Raw genomic sequence first — 17,600 nt, 5'->3', positions numbered from 1 at the left:
GGCACGCGGGGGCGGCCGGTCGCGGCGGCGGCGTCCGCCGGGCCGGTCCGCCTGGTGGCCGCGCGCGGCGACCGGGCTGGCCGCCGCCTTCATGGTCGTGGCGGTGGGCCTCGGCGTGGTGGCGGTCCGCGCCGGCGACGAGCTCGATCGCGCCCGGGCGGGCGGCGAGCGGATCGCCGCCGTGCTCGCCGCGCCGGACGCCCGCACCGTCACCCGCACGGCCGGCGGCGCCCGGGGCACGCTGGTGGTCTCGCGCTCCCAGGGGGGCATGGTGTTCTTCTCCTCCGGGCTGGCCGCCCTGCCCGAAGGGCGCACCTACCAGCTGTGGCGCATCGGCCCCGCGGGCGCCGTCCCCGACGGGCTGACCCGGCCCGGCGCCGGGGGCCGGACGCCCCCGGTGGTGCTGGGCACTCCGGGGGAGGCCACCACGGTCGGTGTCACGGTGGAGCCGGAAGGAGGGTCCAGGCAGCCGTCCGGCACTCCGCTGCTGGTGATGCCGCTTCCCTCGGCCTGATCACCCGTCCGGGCCGTTCAGGCGGACGGCTCGGGCGGGGGCGGCGGCGAAAAGCGCAGGGCGGCGGCGACGAGGTGCTCTTCGAGCTCGGCGCCGTCGAGGAGGTGCTCCACCGCGCCGCCCTCCTCGATCACCGCGTCGGCCAGCTCACCGATGACGTCCGCCGTGCTGCGGGTCGCCTTGCCGCACAGCGGGCAGGCGTCCCCGGCGGAGCCGAGCCAGCCCGACTCGTCGCACACCACGCCCGGCACGGGCGCCCCCTCCCGCACCAGCAGGGTCCGCACCGCGGCGACCGACCCCGCCCACAGGCAGTCGGCCAGCCCGAGGGCCGCCGGGCGGCGCGTCGCCACCCGGTCCAGCACCTCGGCGACCCACCGGCGCTCCTCCGCGCGCTCGTACTGCCGCAGGACGTGCTCGGCGCCGCGCCGGATGTCGGCGGGGGTGGCGGTCCGCGGATCGATCGTGAAGGTCCCGGCGATCTTGGGGCGCAGGTCGGCGGGCAGGAAGTCGGCGAAGCCCGTCATCTCGCCGGGGTGGCCGCCGAGGATGATCACCTCGTACCGGCCGGTGCGGAACAGCTCGTCCACCAGCCGGGCGGTGGTGCGGAAGTGCCGCCGGGCGAGGTCGTCGACGCGGTTGCGCACGCGGTGCTCGGCGCGCCCGTGCCAGCCGGCGTAGATGGGCCTGCGCAGCGCGGGGTCCTCCACCTTGCCTGCCTCGCGCATCTCGTCCTGGTACAGCTCCCACGCCTCGGCCGAGCGCCGGTCGAGCACCAGGACGCAGGCGCGGTGGTACTCGTCGAGCACCGCAAGCATCGGACGCACCCATGGGGTCGCGTCCACCATGACCCGGTCGCGCACGGTCCTCGGCAGCATGACCTGCTCGAACAGGTCGGCCTCGCTGCAGGAGAACACCGCGACGCTGCCGGGCCCCGCCCGCTCCAGGCCTCCGAGGCCGGCGAGGCCCTCGATGCGGTCGATGTCGCCGCGGATGGACATGCGGGCCTGGCGCCCGAGCGAGCTGTCGCGCCCGAGCGGGCGGATCTCGTGCAGGAGGCCGTTCAGGCGGGTGGCCAGGGTGGCCTGGCCGTCCTGTCCCACGCGCGCGTACAGCGACACCACGGGCAGGTCGCCCCCGTCGAACCGGATGATCCGCTCGATCGTCTCCGCGGTGATCATGCGTCGCCCCCGTCGTCGTCCGTGTGACCTCTGTATTCGTTCCCACCTGCGGGCCGTGGAGGCAGGCGAGTGCCGATGCCGCCTGCGATCGGTGGGACAAGAAACGACAAGGCGGGTACGGGGCGCCGGCGGGGCCGGTGGAATCGGGGGGATCAGGGACGGATCGCGTGGCCGCGGGGAGGCTGCGGGGTGGGCTGCTCTACAGTGGGCGTCATAGCAGGCGCCGCGGGCCTGCGTGACGGCTCGGGACGCGGCCTGCCGCGCGGGCCCGCCCGCAAGTCTCCGACAAGACCCGCCTGACCGGCGACGACCTCGATCCGCAACCCGAGGAGGACCCATTGAGCAGCGCATCCGCCGATAACCTTGATCTCGCCACCAGCGCAAGGGAGATGGCAGACCGCGAGCCGGCGGGGTCGCTGAACCACGCCGCCGCGACCTCGGTCGCGATCACCTGCGCGACCACGCGCAACATCGCCGAGGCCCGCGCCGTGCTCTACGGGGTCACCCCGCCGGACGTGCGCGAGGCCGCGCTCGCGCTGTTCAACCGCCTGTCGGCCGGGGCGGCGTGACGGCGGGCGACCTGCGAGAAGGTCCTCGCTGACGGAGCCCGGGCCCGGTCGATCCCGCCCGCCGGCACGCGGCGGACCGGCGCCGCCGCGCTCAGGCGGTCGCGAGCCAGTGGTCCGGCCGGGGCTCGGCCTGCCGTCACTTCTCCGCGGGCGGGAGCGCGCCGGCGTCGCGAGGAACGCCGCCGGTGAGGGCGGCGAGGAAGCCGCGCACGAACCGCGCCGCGTCGGCCGCGGTGACCACCCGGGTGTCCGGCGCGGGCGCCCACGGGAAGGGCGGCGGCCGGCCGTCGCGGGCGCGCATCAGCCGCCCGCGCCACAACGGGCCGTCCCTCACCACATTGACCGGCCCGAGCGCCGCGGCGGTCGCCAGGCCCGGGTCCAGCAGGATGCCCGCCGCGAGCGGATCGTGCAGCGGGACGCCTCCGCGCCCCGGGTGGGAGGCGAGGTGGGCGCGCAGGATCAGCGCGGCGAAGCGCGCCGCCGGGCCGCCGGCCGCGGACAGGGCGGCGATGCGCGGTTCCGGCAGCAGGGCGGCGGAGGTGACGTCCACTCCCACCATGAGCATCAAACGGCGCGGCGCGGACAGCACGGCGCGGGCGGCCGAGGGGTCCCTGGCGATGTTGGTGTCTCTGGCCAGGCGCTCGGCGGGGATGTCCCAGGGGCCGGAGCCTCCCATCACCACGACCGAACGATACTTTGTAAAGAGCGCGGGATCGGAGCGCAACGCCAAGGCCAGGTTGGTCAGCGGGCCGAGCGCCAGCAGGTCGAGCTCGCCCGGTCTCTCGCGCGCCAGGCGGACGAGCAGGCCGGCGGCGCTCTCACCGGTCACGGCGGGCATGGGCCGGTCGAGGCCGAGGCCGCCGAGGCCGTCCTCGCCGTGCGCGCCCCGGGGGACGCGCGGCGCGCCCGGCAGCGGCTCCCCGGCGCCGCGCGCCACGGGCGCCGGCAGCCCGGCGAGCCTGGCGACGTATCCGATGTTGCGCACGACGTCGTCCTCGGCGCAGTTGCCCGCCACCGACGTCACCGCGACGACCTCCGCGTCCGGGCGCCCGGCCAGGTAGAGCAGGGCGCAGGCGTCGTCGACCCCCGCGTCGGTGTCGACGACGACGCGGCGGCGGGCGTTCATCGCGCGGCGGCGTCCGTCGCGGCGCCGGCCGCGGACCCCGGCCCGCCGCCGGTGGCCGCGTCCGCAGCGGGGGCGCCGTGCGGGACGGCGAAGTGGTCGGACACGCGGGCGGGCTCGAAGGCGCCGCGCTCGGTCACGATGCGGGTGACCAGGTGGGGCGGCGTGGTGTCGAAGGCGGGATAGTAGCCCTTGGTGCCCTCGGCCGCGGTGCGCGCTCCGAGCACGTGCAGGACCTCCTCGCCGTCACGGTGCTCGATCTCCACGTCGGCGGCGCTCGGTGAGAGGGGGTCGGGCGCGTGGGCCAGCACGTACATCGGCGCGCCGAAGGCCTGCGCGGCGAGCGCCACGGCCAGCGTGCCGACCTTGTTGACCACGTGGCCGTCCATCGTCACCCGGTCGGAGGCGACCATCGCCACGTCGGCCAGCCCGTCGGCCAGCGCCGAGGGGACCATGCCGTCGGTGATCACGGTGGGCCGGTAGCCCATCTCCACCAGCGTCGCCGCGGTCAGCCGCGCCCCCTGCAGGTACGGGCGCGTCTCGGTGCAGACGAACTCCAGCCGCTTGCCCATGCGCTCGGCCGCCTGGATCGCCGCGACCAGGAAGGCGTCGCCCCAGCAGTGCGTCAGAACGCGGGCTCCGTCCTCCAGCAGTCCGGCGGCGTGCCGGCCGAGGGCGCCGACGCCCGCCCGGTAGCCCGCGTCGTACGCCTGGGCGGCCTCGGCGACCGCGCCCGCCAGCTCCTGCCCGGACGCGAGGGCGAGCGGGCCGTCGACGGTGGCCGAGAGGATCGCGGTGACGGCGTCGCGGATGTGGTGGTTGGTCGGCCGGGTGGAGATCAGCCGGCGGCCGGCGGCGCGCAGCATCCCGGCGGCGGTCCCCGGCCCGGCGTGCCGCGTCTCGCGGGCGGCCAGCGTCATTCCGGCGGTGGCCGCGAACAGCGGGCCGTGGCTCTGCGTGACCATCTGCTCGATGGCGACCGCGACGTCTTCCACGGTGGCGCAGTGCACCCAGCGGCGCTCGAAGGGGTAGACCCTCCGGTCGAGGATGTCCACCCCTTCGGGGGTCATCCGCACAGAGTCGGCCAGAATCGGTGTGCTGCCGGTGCCGCTCACGTGACCATCCCTTCGTCGAGGATCGCAGGATCCCAGACTGCCCCGCCGTCCGCCGCGTTCGCACCCCGCGAACCGGCCGGGCGCGGCCCGCCCGGCCCGCCGGCCGGTCCGCGAACGGGGGCGAGCGCCTCAGCGGCATCTGAGGACGACCAGAGTTCCCGATCGGCGGACCATGACGGCCGCTCATCCGGGCCGGTGGGAGGGTTCGCGGGGAAATGTGCCGTCGGAGAGCCCCCGGGGGGTCCTGCGGGGCCGGTCTCTGTGAGATTGTTTCTGCTGCGGGCGGTAATGAGGCCGGCCGCCTGCCGTGAGCGGTCGCAAGACGATTGCCTAGTTTTCCTACCAAATACATAGGTAGACTGGCGATCGCGTGCAGAGGAGGCGACATGAGCCCGGACCCCCGCCACCCGTCGTGGCCAGGAGGCGAGACCCCTCTCGCCGCGGCGATCTCCACCGGGCGCTGGATCCGGTCGGCCGCCGTCGACGACGAGCGCGGACGCCACTGGCGCGCCAACCCCGACCCCGGGCGCCGCTCGTCCAGGTCGGGCCGGCCAGGCTCGCTCTACGCGGGCGCCGCCGGCATCGTGCTGTACTTCCTGGAACTCGCGGCGGCGACCGGTCACGAGGCCTACCTGGAAGAGGCCAGGCAGGGCGCCCGCTACCTGGCCGCCAGCTGGCAGGACGAGACCGACCTGTCCCTCTACCACGGCCTCACCGGCATGGTGTTCGCGCTGGCCGAGGCCGGGTGGGCCACCGGCGACGAGAGCTTCGCGGTCGCGGCCAGGGCCGCGGCCGACCGCGTCGTGAGCCGCGTCCGCAGCCTGCCCTCCGGCATCGGCTGGACGGGCGACCCGGCGCAGCGGGGGGACGGCGGCATCATCCTCGGCCTGCTGCACGCCGCGGGCATGCTCGGCGTCCCCGAGTACGAGGAGATCGCCGTGCGGGCGGGCGCCCGCGTCGCCGGGCTGGTCGTCCCCGGGCACAGGTTCGGCGAGGAGGGCTGCGCCGACCTGCCCCTGGACGCGGTCACGCCCGGGTTCCTGTCCGGCACGGCCGGCACCGCCTTCCTGCTCGCCCGCCTGTACGGGGTGACAAGGGACGACCGGTTCCTCCAGGCGGCGCGCAGAGGCGCCGACTTCGTGCGCACGGTGAGCGTGGTGACCGACAAGCACGTCTTCGTGCCGCACCACGTCCCGCAGGGGCGCACCCTGCACTACCTCGGCCTGTGCTCGGGCTCGGCCGGGGTGACCCGCCTGTTCCACGAGCTTTACCGCGTGACGGGCGACCAGGGCCATCTCGACTGGGTCGAGCGACTCGCCGCCGGCATCGTCTGCAGCGGCGTCCCGCGCCGCCGGACGCCCGGCTTCTGGAACGTGGCCTGCCAGTGCTGCGGCGCGGCGGGGCTGGTGGAGCTGTTCGTCGGGCTCTGGGCCGCGACCGGCGCGCACTCCCATCTGAGCTTCGCCCAGACTCTGGCGGAAGACCTGATCGGCCGCGCCACGGGGCACGACGACGCCGGTCACCGCTGGTACCAGGCCTACCGGCGGCTGCGGCCATGGGAGGTCACGGCCGACACCGGGTACATGATCGGCGCCGCGGGCATCGGCTCGGCGCTGCTGCACCTGCACGCCGCCATGGCGGACGACGAGCCGCGCCGGGTCATCCTGCTCCCCGACAACCCCTTCCCGGCCATCCCCATCCCCGCCTCGGCGCTGCGGGGCCGCTTCTGAACCGTGCCGCGCGGGCGTGCCGGGGGGCGCCGGAGCCGGTGCGCCGGCCGCGGTGGCGTCAGACCTGCTCGACGTGCCGCGGGCCGAGCGGCAGGCGGACGACGAAGCGGGCGCCCCGGTCGCTCGGCTCGATCGCCAGGCTTCCGCCGGTGGTCTCGGCGATCTGCCGTGCGATCGACAGGCCGAGCCCCGTGCCCCCGGCGTCCTTGCTGCGCGCCGCGTCCAGCCGGGTGAACCGCTGGAAGATGATCTCCCATTTGTCCGGGGTGATGCCGGCCCCGTCGTCGAGCACCTCGACGACGGCCGCGCCGTGGGTGAAACGCGGGTCCCCGGGCGGGTCTCCCATGCGCGTGCACACCTTGATCGAGGCCGCCTTGACGGCGTGCCGCTCGGCGTTGTCCATCAGGTTGGTGAACAGCCGGGCCAGCCGCAGCCGGTCGCCCATCACCACCACGCCGGGCTCCAGCTCGCTGCTGATCTTCAGGTGGCTGTGGCGGCGCTCCAGCTCGCACGCGACCAGCTCCGACAGGTCCACGGCCTCACGGGCGCCCGGCGTGCCCGCGTCCATCCGGGCCACCAGCAGCAGATCGGACACGATGGCCTGCAGCCGGTCCAGGCTGTGCAGCAGCGAACGGCTCATCGCGTGCACGTCGGTCTCCTCGGGGGCGAGCATGGCCCCCTCCACCTCGGCGCGCATCGCGGTGATCGGGCTGCGCAGGTCGTGCGAGGCGTCGGAGGCGAACCGCCGCTGGAGTTCCATCGCCTCCTCCAGGCGGTCCAGCGTGTGGTTGACGCTCTCGGCGAGGCTGTGGATCTCGTCATTGCAGGGCGGGACCGGCACGCGGCGCCCGGGACTGGTGGCGTTGATCTCGTCGAGCTCGGCGCGGATGGCGTCCACCGGGGACAGCGACCCGGTCACCAGCCGGTAGCCGCCGTAGGTGGTCACCGCCGTCGCGAACAGCACGGAGGTGACCGCGAAGACGGCCAGCAGCGGGTGGACCCACGGCTCGACGACGGGCGCGGCGCTGTAGATGATCCACTCGCGTCCGGCGTGGAGGCTCCGCCGGGCCACCACGATCTGGCACTCGTCGCGAGGGAACCAGTGGTCGCACACCACGCGGACCGTCTGCGTCTCACCCGGGGGCGGCGTGAAGGCGGCCATGCGCGGCCTGCCGCGCAGGATGTCGGTGGAGGCCACGACCCGCCCTTGCGCGTCGACCACCTGCAGGTTGCGCACCTTCTCGTAGGGGACGGGAATGGGCAGGGAGTCGCGTTCGAACACCGAGGCGACGCGACGGCCGGCCGCCGCGATCTCGTCGGTGAGATAGCCGGTGGCGTAGCGATAGACGGTCACCAGCATGGCGGTGGCCAGCAGCGAGGACAGCAGGGCGGCGACGAGACCGGCGAACAGGGTGAAACGCCACTTGACCGACCAGCGGTGCTGAACGCTCACCCTGATCCCCCCCTTGCCCCCTTGCGAACAAGTCGACCACACCTGTCGCCGGCGTTCGCGACGGGGGCGCGGGGGGAGGAGGGGCCGGAAGCGGCTAGTCGGCGCGCGTGGCGGCGGCCTCCGCGGCCTTCGCCGTGAGCGACCGCACCGCCTCGGTCAGATGCGCGACCTGGACCTCGAGGGAATGGACCCGCGCTTCCAGTTCGCCGGCGCTGGGGGGCTGGTTGGCGACGATCTGCCTCGGCATCGGCGGCCGCTCCTTCCACGACGTTCACAACGCGGGCCTCGCGGAACGCGGAGGTGTCCGCCGCGTCCCAGCTCTTTACCTCTGCCCACACAGCGGCGTGGCAAAGCACTTCCGGCCCTATAAGCGTACGTGACCTCATCGCGCGGCTCCGGAGATGCCCTAGGAGACGGCGAGGCGGGCGGCGTAACGCGTGCGGGGGTGCCGCGCCACCTCCTCCGGAGTGCCCTCCTGCACGACCGATCCGTCCTCGACGACCACCAGCCGGTCCGCCAGCTCCGCGGCCTCCAGCGGATCGTGGGTGACCAGCACGCAGGCGCCGGCGAAGCGGGACAGATGGCGGCGGAGCAGGGCCAGCGACTCCGCGCGGGCGTGACCGTCCACGCCGGCCAGCGGCTCGTCCAGGAGCAGCACCCGGGGACCCGCGGCCAGGGACCGGGCCAGCGACGCCCGCCGCGCCTGCTCGCGGGACAGTTCGCCGGGCCTGGCGTTCGGCACCGCGCCGAGGCCGATGTCGTCCAGCCAGGCCGCAGCCGCGCGGCGGGCCTCGCTCCTGCCCGCGCCGCGGCAGCGGGCGCCGAAGGCCACGTTGTCCAGGACGCTGAGGTGGGGGAACAGCAGCGGGTCGCCCAGCACCATGCCGACGCCCCGGCGGCCGGGCGGGCGCGCGTGGAGGGGAGCCCCGTCGAGCAGGACGTACCCGCCGGAGGGCGTGGTGAGCCCGGCCACCAGCCGTAGCGCGGTGGTCTTGCCGGCGCCGGCCGGCCCGGCGAGCGCGACGACCTCCCCGTCGGCGACCCGCAGCCTGACGTCCAGCAGCAAGGGCGGGCGCTCGGCGACCAGGTGGGCGTCCATCATGCCGGGTCCGCCCAGCGTCCGCGCAGGCACGCCAGGATCGCCGCCGACACCGCGAGCAGCGCCAGGCTCAGCACGACGGCCGCCTCGGGGTCGCCGCGCGAGGCCAGGTAGACGGCCGGCGGCGCCGCCGCCGGTCCCGCCCCTGCCAGGCCGCCGGTGAAGACCATCGTCGCGCCGAACTCGCCGAGGGCCCGGGCCCAGCACAGCAGGGCGCCCACCGCGATGGCGGGCGCCAGCAGCGGGAGCGTGACCCGGCGGAACACCGTCCAGGGGGAGCCGCCGAGCAGCGCCGCCGCCTCGTCCACGCGCGCGTCCTGCCGCCGCAGGGCGCCTTCGACCACGGTGACCAGGAACGGCATCGCCACGAACGCCTGCGCGCACACCACCGCCCCGGCGTAGGAGGGGTCCGCCGGACCGTGGGCGGACGGCCACGCGCCCGCCGGGCCGTCGCGCCGCAGCGCAAGCAGCAGGGCGACGCCCCCGGCCACCGGCGGCAGCAGCAGCGTCACCCTGACCAGGGCGCGGGCCGCCCGCCTGCCGCGGAAGTCCACGCGCGCCAGCATCCACGCCAGCGGGACCCCGGTCACCAGGCATCCCAGCGTCGCCAGCACCGAGGTGACCAGCGACAGCCACAGCGCCTCCAGCATGGCGGGCTCGGCGAGGCGGCCCGCCAGCCTGGCCCACGGGGCCCGCACCACCAGCGCCGCCACCGGCAGCGCCAAGAGCAGCAGGGCGGCGGCCGCCGGCGCCGCGAGCACCAGCGGCACGCCGGACGGCCCGTCGTGGACGGGGCCGCGGCCGGCGCCGCGCAGCCTGCGCCGGGTGGTCGTCAGTACCCTCATGCCGCGTTCATCCCCTTCGCGGCATCGCGCCACGCGAGCGTCCAGGTCCATGATCGGCATGACACGTTTACTTCTCGGCTAAATGTGTAGAAGGGAGGCGATTCGAAAGGAGCGGCCCATGAACTCCGTGGCCTCAGCCGGTCACCAGGCGCGCGGCGCCGCGCGGCAGGCGACCAACAGCCGGACGTTCGAGCGTCTGGCCCGGTTCGGGATGGCCTGCCGGGGCGTGCTGTACGCCCTGGTCGGCATCCTGGCACTGCAGATCGCCTTCGGTGGCGGCGGCGAGGAAGCCGACAAGACCGGAGCCGTTCACACCGTCGCTCAGCAGCCCTTCGGCACCGTCCTGCTGTGGCTCATGGCGGTCGGATTCGCCGCCCTCGCCCTGTGGCAGCTGTCCGAGGCCGTACTGGGCGGCCAGGACGCCAAGCACCGCGTGGAGTCCGCCGCGCGCACCGTGGTCTACGCCCTGGTCGTCGGCACCGTCATCAGCTTCCTGCTGCGCGGCACCACCGGACGGTCGAGCGACGAGCAGTCCAAGGACCTCACCGCCACCGTCATGGACTGGCCCGGCGGCCAGCTGATCATCGGCGCGGTCGGCCTCGGCATCGTCGCGCTCGGCGGCTACTGGATCTACCAGGGCGTCAAGAAGAAGTTCCTCGAGCACCTGAACACGGCCGGGATGTCGCCCAAGGTCCACGGCGTCGTGGAGAAGCTCGGCATGATCGGCTACAGCGCGCGCGGCGTGATCGCCGTGGCGGCCGGCATCTTCTTCCTCCAGGCCGCGATCACCTACGACCCCGACGAGGCCAAGGGCATCGACTCCACGATGCGCGCGTTCGCCGACACCCCCCTCGGCCCGTGGCTGCTGGTCGTGGTCGCCCTGGGCCTGGTGGTCTTCGCCGCCTACTGCTTCTGCGAGGCCCGCTGGCGCCGCACCTGACGCCGGCCATCCCCCCCGCGAGAACGTGACGGACCCGGGCGCGCCGCCCGGGTCCGTTCGTCATGCAGGCGCCGCGCCGTACGGCGGCTCAGACGTTGCGCCGGTACTGGCCGCCGGCCTCGAACAGCGCCTCGGTGATCTGGCCGAGCGAGCACACCCGGGCGGCGTCCATCAGCGCGGCGAAGGCGTTGCCGTCGGACATCGCGGCCTCCCGCAGCCGCCGCAGGGCCTCGGGCGCCTCGGCGGCGTGCCGCCCCTGGAAGTCGCGCAGCCGGGAAAGCTGTCCGCGCTTCTCCTCCTCGGTGCCGCGGGCCAGCTCCAGCGACCCGTGCTCGACAGCGCCCTCGGGGTTGCGGAAGGTGTTCACGCCGATGATCGGCAGCGAGCCGTCGTGCTTGCGGGTCTCGTACAGCAGCGACTCGTCCTGGATGCGGCCGCGCTGGTAGCCGGTCTCCATCGCGCCGAGCACGCCTCCGCGCTCCGACAGCCGCTCGAACTCCGCCAGCACCGCCTCCTCCACCAGGTCGGTGAGGTCGTCGATGATGAATCCGCCCTGGAGCGGGTTCTCGTTCACCGCAAGGCCCCACTCGCGGTTGATGATCATCTGGATGGCGATGGCCCGGCGCACCGACTCGGCGCTCGGGGTGGTGACCGCCTCGTCGTAGGCGTTGGTGTGCAGGCTGTTGCAGTTGTCGTAGACGGCGATCAGGGCCTGCAGGGTGGTGCGGATGTCGTTGAAGTTCATCTCCTGCGCGTGCAGCGACCGGCCCGAGGTCTGGATGTGGTACTTGAGCTTCTGCGCCCGCTCGCCGGCGCCGTAGCGGTCGCGCATGGCCACCGCCCACACCCGGCGCGCGACCCGGCCGAGCACGCTGTACTCGGGGTCCATGCCGTTGGAGAAGAAGAACGACAGGCTGGGCGCGAAGTCGTCGATCGCCATGCCGCGGGCGAGGTAGGCCTCCACGTAGGTGAACCCGTTGGCCAGCGTGAAGGCCAGCTGCGTGATCGGGTTGGCCCCGGCCTCGGCGATGTGGTAGCCGGAGATCGACACCGAGTAGAAGTTGCGCACGTCGTTGGCGATGAACCATTCCTGCACGTCGGCCATCATCCGCAGCGAGAAGTCGGTGGAGAAGATGCAGGTGTTCTGCCCCTGGTCCTCTTTGAGGATGTCGGCCTGCACGGTGCCGCGCACCGTGGACAGGGCTGCCGCGCGCACGCTTTCGGCCTCCTCGGCGGCGGGCTCGCGCCCGTTCTCGGCGCGGAAGCGGTCCAGCGCCTGCTCGACCGCCGTGTGCAGGAAGAACGCCAGGATGGTCGGGGCCGGGCCGTTGATGGTCATCGACACCGAGGTGGCCGGCGAGGTGAGGTCGAACCCGTCGTACAGGGCCTTCATGTCGTCGAGCGTCGCGATCGACACCCCCGAGGTGCCCACCTTGCCGTACACGTCGGGGCGCTCGGCGGGGTCGTTGCCGTACAGGGTCACCGAGTCGAACGCCGTGGACAGCCGGACGGCGGGCTGGCCCTGCGACAGCAGCTTGAAGCGCCGGTTGGTGCGGAAGGGGTCGCCCTCGCCGGCGAACATGCGGATCGGGTCCTCGTCGGCCCGCTTGAACGGGAACACCCCGGCGGTGAACGGGAAACGCCCCGGCAGGTTCTCCGAGCGCAGGAACCGCAGCAGCTCGCCGTGGTCGGTGTGGCGCGGCAGGGCCACGCGCGGGACGCGGCTGCCCGACAGGGTGGTGCGCCACAGCGGGGTGCGCTGCTCCTTGCCGCGCACCGTGACCACCAGCTCCTCGGCGGAGTAGGCGGCGACCGTCTCGGGCCAGTCGTCCAGCAGGGCGCGGCTGCCGGGGGACAGCTCGGCCTCGGCCCGCTCGCGCAGCGCGTCCAGCGTGGCCAGGGCCGCCGCGTCGCCGCCCTCGGCGGCCAGCAGGTCGCGAACCCGGTGGAGCTGCTGGCGGCGGCGCGCGGCCTCCGCCTCCACCTCGGTGCGCCGGTGGTGCTCGCGCACGGTCTCGGCGATCTCGGCCAGGTAGCGGACGCGCGCCGGGGGCACGATGGCGGCCGCCAGGCTGGAGGTGGTGACCGAGGTCTTCGGCAGCAGCCCGGGGCTGTCCGGCAGGCCCCGCTCGCCGAGCAGGTCGCGCAGCCGGTGGTAGAGCGCGGTGACGCCGTCGTCGTTGAAGCGCGCCGCGACGGTGCCGTAGACGGGCATGGCCTCGGGCGAGGAGCCGAACGCCTCGCGGTTGCGCACCAGCTGGCGCCGCACATCGCGCAGCGCGTCCTGCCCGCCGCGCCGGTCGAACTTGTTGATCGCCACCACGTCGGCGAAGTCCAGCATGTCGATCTTCTCGAGCTGCGAGCTCGCCCCGAACTCCGGCGTCATGACGTACAGCGACACGTCGCTGAACGGGATGATGGCCGCGTCCCCCTGCCCGATGCCGGGCGTCTCGACGATCACCAGGTCGAAACCCGCGGCCCGGCACACGGTGATCGCCTCCTCCAGGTGCGCGGGAAGCTCGTGCGCGCCGCGGGTGGCCATCGACCGGAAGAACACCCGGTCGCCGCCGAGGCTGTTCATGCGGATGCGGTCGCCGAGCAGGGCGCCGCCGCCCCTGCGCCGGGTCGGGTCCACCGCGATGACCGCGACGCGCAGCTTGTCCTCGTAGTCGACGCGCAGCCGGCGGATCAGCTCGTCGGTGAGCGAGGACTTGCCCGAGCCGCCGGTGCCGGTGATGCCCAGCACCGGCACGCGGCTCGCGGCGGCCTCCTCGCGCAGCGCCGCGAGGTACGGCTCGCCGGCCCGTCCGGCCTCGATGTAGGTGATCGCGCGCGCCACGGCCCGCTGGTCGCCGCCCAGCACGGCGGGCGGCTCGGCGCCGGCGGTGAGGTCGACGTCGCACGCCTCGATCAGCGTGTTGATCATGCCGGTGAGGCCGAGCCGCTGGCCGTCCTCGGGGGAGAAGATCTTGGTCACTCCGCGGCTCTCCAGCAGGGCGATCTCCTCGGGCACGATCACCCCGCCGCCGCCCCCGTACACCTTGACGTGCCCGGCGCCCCGCTCGCGCAGCAGTTCCGCCAGGTAGGTGAAGAACTCGACGTGCCCGCCCTGGTAGGAGCTCACCGCCACGCCCTGGGCGTCCTCCTGGATCGCCGCGGTGACGATCTCCTCCACGGAGCGGTCGTGACCGAGGTGGACGACCTCCGCCCCCTGGGACTGCAGGATGCGGCGCATGATGTTGATGGCGGCGTCGTGCCCGTCGAACAGCGCGGCCGCGGTCACCACGCGCACGGGGTTGGCAGGTACGTGCACCGGGAGCTCCTCAGGCAAGGTACTAGGACGTCCTAATAAATTGTAGGACGTCCTACTACCCAGTCGGCAACCGGCCATGCCGACAATGTCAAGGCGCGGGAGTGCTCGGTTTCCACGGCGGGCGCGCGCGCCGTCCGTCCTTCATCCGCGGGAGGGGCCGCTCATCGACCGAAGACGCCGATCGGGCGAGTATCGGTAGGATCGGCGATGTGACGCGAGCGGGGTGGCTGGATGAGCACGAGGAGCTCATGTGGCGCGCCTTCGGCGACATGCGCCATCGGCTCGACGCCGCCGTCGAGCGGCGGCTCGGCGAGGTGAACCTCTCGGCGGCCGACTTCGAGTTGCTCCTCCCGCTGATGGAGGCGCCCGAGTGGCGGCTGCGTGCCCGTGAGTTGCGTCTGAAGATCGACTGGGGTCGCAGCAGGCTCTCCCACCAGATCGGGCGCATGGAGAAGCGCGGCCTGCTCGTCCGGGAAGACTGTCCCGGCGACGCCCGTGGCACGATCATCCGGCTCACCCAGGAGGGGGCCGACGCGCTCGAGAGCGCGGTGCCCGGCTATGTCGACACCATCCGCCGGCTGTTCATCGACCTGCTCACCCCCGAAGAGACGCTCATTCTGACCTCCCTGTCCCACCGGGTGCTGGGACGCATCGCCGGCGAAGAGCTGGGGCCGGGCAAGTCGGTCTACGTCACGACGATCGACCACTCCGGGGCGGCGGCGGACGGCCGCGCCCGCCCCGAGCGCCTCCTCGACTCCGACTGACCGGCCGCCGGCCGGCGCCGGTCGTGCCGCCGTCGCCGAGCCGGTCACGCACGGTCGTGAGGAGTGTCACGCCAAGGCAACGCCGCAGGGGTTTCGTCATCCACATAGGCGACATATGGTATGTAAACGGACAAAAGTCCACGTCTAGCCATCGTTGCCTACGGGAAGTCGCGTCATGAGCCACGACACCGGCCATCCGCACATCGTCTTCGAGATGGACCTCTCGCACCAAGAGGCCCGCCGCCGCGCCGAGGTGGTGGCCGCGCTCGGCGCGGACTGGGACCCCATCGAGGTCATGCGCGGGGAGGAAGCCGCGTACGACCTGCTCTACTCCGGCCTGGACTCCGCGCAGCGGGAGACCTACGACATGCTCGTGGCCGCCGGGGTGCTCCCGGGGCGGAAGGCCGGCCGTGCTGCCGATTGACCCCGACGCCGACATCGGCCGCCGCGCCTGGATCCCCTGCCCCCGATGCCGGGACGACCGGCACTGCGCGGACTGCGGCTCCGGCCGCAACTGCCGCGACCACTGGCGGTACCTGCTCAGCACCACCGGAAGCGTCCTGCACGTGCAGTGCCCCGGATGCGCCCACCTGTGGGATCACGAGACCCACTTCGGCGCCGGCGGCCGCCGCCCGGTGTTCTGACGAACCCACGCGACCGCCTCGCGCGCGCGAGACGGCGTTCGCCGCCTCGGCCTAGGGGCTCACAGCGCCCGACACGGTCACCGGGTCGCCGGCCCGGACGATGCCGGGGGTGACCACCCGCATGATCAGCCCGAAGGTGTTGTCGTGCCCGGTGATCAGGTGTTTCTGCAGCTCGGGCCACCGCTCGCGCCCGTACGGATCCCAGCTCGGCACCGCGCACCGGACGCACGGCCCGGTGTGCGGGCCCGTCGTGCCAAGGACGGCGCCGCCGGCGGCGATCGTGACCTCGCCGCCGAAGGACTCCTCGGCGAACGCGGGGGCGTCCAGCTCCAGGTGCAGGTTCGGGCGGAAGCGCTCCACCTCCACCGGGGCGCCCATCTCCAGCGCGAGGGCCCGCAGCGAGGCCTCGAAGGTCACCAGCACCGTGGGGCCGCGGTCCTGCTGACCGTCGGCCGCGCGCAGCGACATCGGCATCTCGAAGGCGTCCGCCAGCGCGCCGGGCAGGTCGGGGTCGTCCCACGCCCAGGCCGCCCCGCTCGCCGAGTACAGCACCGGAGGCCCGGGCGGTTCGGGGGAGCCGTCACAGGTGGCCGGGTAGGCGGCCTCCCAGTTGAGCATCCGGGGAATCTGGCGCACGGTCAGCCGCGTGCCCGCCCGTTCCGGCCGCTCGTCGACGAGCGCGTACGCGCGGTCGCCGGCCATCCCGCGCGCGTCCAGCAGCGCGGCGGCGACCCGCTCGCCGCGCAACGACTTCACCGGCCACCGGTACAGCCCGCCGATCCTTCCCCGATACATACCAGCAGCCTAGGCGAGCGAAGATCGGTGGACGTGACCGCCCCGGCCGGAACGAGCCCGGCGGCGGCCGGCTCAGCGGTGGGCGGCGGCCTCCTCTTCGACGAGCTTGAGCAGGGTGGGCATGCTCATGGAGCCGGGCGGCCGGTGCTCGCGGGCGAACTCGGCGGCGACCCTGCGCACCGTCTCGTTCGCCGGGGTGGGCACGCCGTGCAGCCGGCCGAGCAGGACGATCTCGCCGTTGAGGTAGTCGGCCTCGATGGAGCCGCTGCCCTTGGCCAGGCTCTGCCATGAGGAGCCGCCGGGCCGGTCCACGCCGCCGACCGCCGTCTCGTCCACCTGGTCGCCGCGGGTGCGGCGCTCCTCCTCGGGAGAGGTGTAGGGGATGCCGGCCGCGTCGAGCACGGCCCTGCCTTCGGCCTGGAGGCGCTCCATGAGCGGCTCCGAGCCGGGGACCCGGCCGCAGATCGCCTGGTGGGCGTTGCCGAGGTTGCCGAGGAGCTTGGCGTACTTCCAGCGCATCACGTCCGGTTCCACCGGAGCGGCGAACATGCTGTCGCGCAGGCCGGCGGCGATGCGCTCGGCCGTCTCGTCGGTGCCGCCCGGGTAGCGGCCGAGGGTCAGCATGCCGGACAGAGGCGCCCCGTGGGAGACGACCGTGCCCGGTTCCAGATGCAGGGCCGGCAGCCAGACGCACATGCCGTAGACGTGACGGAACAACCGCAGCGCCATCCGCTCGTTCTCGACGGCGTTCTGGGCGCAGACCAGCGGCAGCACCTCGCCCGCGGCGCCGCCGCCCGTGACCGGGCGCGGCGCCCACGCCGCCAGGATCGCGGCGGTGTCCTGGGTCTTGACCGCGAGCACCAGCACGTCGCCGTCGCGCAGGTCGAGCTCCTCGGGGCCGCCGACGGCGGTGATCGGGACGGTCACGGCGCCGTGCGGGGAGATCAGGCGCAGGCCGTCCCGGCGGAGGGCTTCCAGGTGGGCGCCCCGTGCGACGAGGACGACGTCGTGCCCGCTCTCAGCGAGCCGCCCGCCGATCGTCCCGCCGACCGCACCGGCACCGATGATGATATAGCGCATTGAACGATCCTCCCATGATCGCCAAACCCGCCGTCCGGGGCTGCGCCTGCCGGGAGAGCCGCCGCCGCCGTGTGGCCGATGGCGGGTTTTCGGTCCTCCCGTAGATGCGATATCTCATGGCCATAAATGGCAGAACCTGGACGCTTTGATCATCGCTGATGAAAAAAATCTCGACCGTTGCGCCGTAATTCGGAAGACCGCATCATCGTGATCACCATCATCTCGCCCTTCGGGGCCGGAGAGGAGACATCATGCTGGGTCTCGTCGACCGTCTGCTGGCGCGTGTCGCCCACAAGGTGACCGTGGAGGCCGGGTGCAGCAACTACTACTACTGCTCGGGCGGGGTCAGGTACCTACGCCAGTGCTGCCTGAACGAGGGGTGCACGACGGTCAGGGTCGGCACCTGCTGACGTCGCCGCGATAGGCATCCCGCGGGCG

At 73.7% G+C, this 17,600-nt stretch carries 18 protein-coding genes; 8 read left to right on the top strand and 10 right to left on the bottom strand.

All coding sequences use genetic code 11. From position 1 onward, the window contains the following. A partial coding sequence (locus ACFO60_RS29060) for an anti-sigma factor (RefSeq protein WP_380846247.1) occupies positions 1 to 514 on the top strand: 514 nt, incomplete at its 5' end. 17 nt (positions 515 to 531) lie between these two features. Here the strand turns inward: ACFO60_RS29060 and ACFO60_RS29055 are convergent. Further along, positions 532 to 1,692 carry a baeRF10 domain-containing protein gene (locus tag ACFO60_RS29055; RefSeq protein WP_380846244.1) on the bottom strand — a complete coding sequence of 387 codons (1,161 nt, stop codon included), beginning with the start codon at positions 1,690 to 1,692 and terminating at the stop codon, positions 532 to 534. A 338-nt stretch (positions 1,693 to 2,030) separates the two neighbouring features. Here ACFO60_RS29055 and ACFO60_RS29050 point away from each other — a divergent pair, with 338 nt between their 5' ends. Continuing rightward, positions 2,031 to 2,261, top strand: a complete 231-nt coding sequence (locus ACFO60_RS29050) for a hypothetical protein (RefSeq protein ID WP_354846744.1) — start codon at positions 2,031 to 2,033, stop codon at positions 2,259 to 2,261. 136 nt (positions 2,262 to 2,397) lie between these two features. Here the strand turns inward: ACFO60_RS29050 and ACFO60_RS29045 are convergent, their stop codons facing one another. Together ACFO60_RS29045 and ACFO60_RS29040 are read right to left on the bottom strand one after the other, a co-directional pair. Beyond that, positions 2,398 to 3,387 carry a nucleoside hydrolase gene (locus tag ACFO60_RS29045; protein WP_380846241.1) on the bottom strand — a complete coding sequence of 330 codons (990 nt, stop codon included), beginning with the start codon at positions 3,385 to 3,387 and terminating at the stop codon, positions 2,398 to 2,400. Then, entirely contained in the window at positions 3,384 to 4,499 is a 1,116-nt protein-coding gene (locus tag ACFO60_RS29040; RefSeq protein ID WP_380846238.1) for a translation initiation factor eIF-2B alpha/beta/delta subunit family protein, read from the bottom strand. The genes ACFO60_RS29045 and ACFO60_RS29040 overlap by 4 nt, the downstream gene beginning before the upstream one ends. A 386-nt stretch (positions 4,500 to 4,885) precedes the next feature. On the opposite strand from ACFO60_RS29040, the gene ACFO60_RS29035 reads away from it, so the two are divergent. Continuing rightward, positions 4,886 to 6,229 carry a lanthionine synthetase LanC family protein gene (locus ACFO60_RS29035; RefSeq protein WP_380846231.1) on the top strand — a complete coding sequence of 448 codons (1,344 nt, stop codon included), beginning with the start codon at positions 4,886 to 4,888 and terminating at the stop codon, positions 6,227 to 6,229. 58 nt (positions 6,230 to 6,287) lie between these two features. On the opposite strand, the gene ACFO60_RS29030 is transcribed toward ACFO60_RS29035, so the two are convergent. The 4 genes from ACFO60_RS29030 to ACFO60_RS29015 form a co-directional block, all read right to left on the bottom strand. After that, positions 6,288 to 7,682 (bottom strand): HAMP domain-containing sensor histidine kinase, encoded by a 1,395-nt coding sequence (locus ACFO60_RS29030; protein WP_380846228.1) that lies wholly within the window; start codon positions 7,680 to 7,682, stop codon positions 6,288 to 6,290. Between the two features lie 94 nt (positions 7,683 to 7,776). Beyond that, on the bottom strand, positions 7,777 to 7,929 hold the full coding sequence (locus ACFO60_RS29025; RefSeq protein ID WP_380846225.1) for a hypothetical protein: 153 nt from the start codon (positions 7,927 to 7,929) through the stop codon (positions 7,777 to 7,779). A gap of 159 nt (positions 7,930 to 8,088) precedes the next feature. Next, the gene (locus ACFO60_RS29020) at positions 8,089 to 8,784 is read right to left on the bottom strand and encodes an ABC transporter ATP-binding protein (RefSeq protein ID WP_380846222.1); all 696 of its coding nucleotides are present in this window, start codon (positions 8,782 to 8,784) and stop codon (positions 8,089 to 8,091) included. Then, positions 8,781 to 9,626 carry an ABC transporter permease gene (locus tag ACFO60_RS29015; protein WP_380846219.1) on the bottom strand — a complete coding sequence of 282 codons (846 nt, stop codon included), beginning with the start codon at positions 9,624 to 9,626 and terminating at the stop codon, positions 8,781 to 8,783. Before ACFO60_RS29015 ends, ACFO60_RS29020 begins: the two co-directional genes overlap by 4 nt. Before the next feature lie 118 nt (positions 9,627 to 9,744). Here ACFO60_RS29015 and ACFO60_RS29010 point away from each other — a divergent pair, with 118 nt between their 5' ends. After that, entirely contained in the window at positions 9,745 to 10,566 is an 822-nt protein-coding gene (locus ACFO60_RS29010) for a DUF1206 domain-containing protein (RefSeq protein ID WP_380846216.1), read from the top strand. 88 nt (positions 10,567 to 10,654) lie between these two features. Here ACFO60_RS29010 and icmF read toward each other — a convergent pair whose 3' ends face one another. Continuing rightward, positions 10,655 to 13,879 carry a fused isobutyryl-CoA mutase/GTPase IcmF gene (gene icmF, locus ACFO60_RS29005; RefSeq protein ID WP_380846213.1) on the bottom strand — a complete coding sequence of 1,075 codons (3,225 nt, stop codon included), beginning with the start codon at positions 13,877 to 13,879 and terminating at the stop codon, positions 10,655 to 10,657. 209 nt (positions 13,880 to 14,088) lie between these two features. On the opposite strand from icmF, the gene ACFO60_RS29000 reads away from it, so the two are divergent. The 3 genes from ACFO60_RS29000 to ACFO60_RS28990 all read left to right on the top strand — a co-directional run bounded on the left by ACFO60_RS29000 (position 14,089) and on the right by ACFO60_RS28990 (position 15,287). After that, positions 14,089 to 14,643, top strand: coding sequence for a MarR family winged helix-turn-helix transcriptional regulator (locus ACFO60_RS29000; protein ID WP_380846210.1), 555 nt, complete (start codon positions 14,089 to 14,091; stop codon positions 14,641 to 14,643). A 175-nt stretch (positions 14,644 to 14,818) separates the two neighbouring features. After that, entirely contained in the window at positions 14,819 to 15,067 is a 249-nt protein-coding gene (locus ACFO60_RS28995; protein ID WP_380846207.1) for a DUF6400 family protein, read from the top strand. After that, positions 15,054 to 15,287: a hypothetical protein gene (locus ACFO60_RS28990; RefSeq protein ID WP_380846204.1), complete on the top strand. Its 234-nt coding sequence runs from the start codon at positions 15,054 to 15,056 to the stop codon at positions 15,285 to 15,287. Before ACFO60_RS28995 ends, ACFO60_RS28990 begins: the two co-directional genes overlap by 14 nt. A gap of 51 nt (positions 15,288 to 15,338) precedes the next feature. Here ACFO60_RS28990 and ACFO60_RS28985 read toward each other — a convergent pair whose 3' ends face one another. Both ACFO60_RS28985 and ACFO60_RS28980 read right to left on the bottom strand, forming a co-directional pair. Next, complete coding sequence (locus ACFO60_RS28985) at positions 15,339 to 16,082, bottom strand: MOSC domain-containing protein (RefSeq protein ID WP_380846201.1); 744 nt, start codon at positions 16,080 to 16,082, stop codon at positions 15,339 to 15,341. Positions 16,083 to 16,154: 72 nt separating this feature from the next. Further along, positions 16,155 to 17,162 (bottom strand): ketopantoate reductase family protein, encoded by a 1,008-nt coding sequence (locus ACFO60_RS28980; protein WP_380846198.1) that lies wholly within the window; start codon positions 17,160 to 17,162, stop codon positions 16,155 to 16,157. A gap of 251 nt (positions 17,163 to 17,413) precedes the next feature. On the opposite strand from ACFO60_RS28980, the gene ACFO60_RS28975 reads away from it, so the two are divergent. Next, on the top strand, positions 17,414 to 17,572 hold the full coding sequence (locus ACFO60_RS28975) for a hypothetical protein (RefSeq protein ID WP_380846195.1): 159 nt from the start codon (positions 17,414 to 17,416) through the stop codon (positions 17,570 to 17,572). Positions 17,573 to 17,600: the final 28 nt, after the last annotated feature.

It is taken from the genome of Sphaerisporangium dianthi (assembly GCF_042654065.1).
Classification (GTDB): Bacteria; Actinomycetota; Actinomycetes; order Streptosporangiales; family Streptosporangiaceae; genus Sphaerisporangium; species Sphaerisporangium dianthi.
This window is presented reverse-complemented; position numbering and strand designations above follow the sequence as displayed.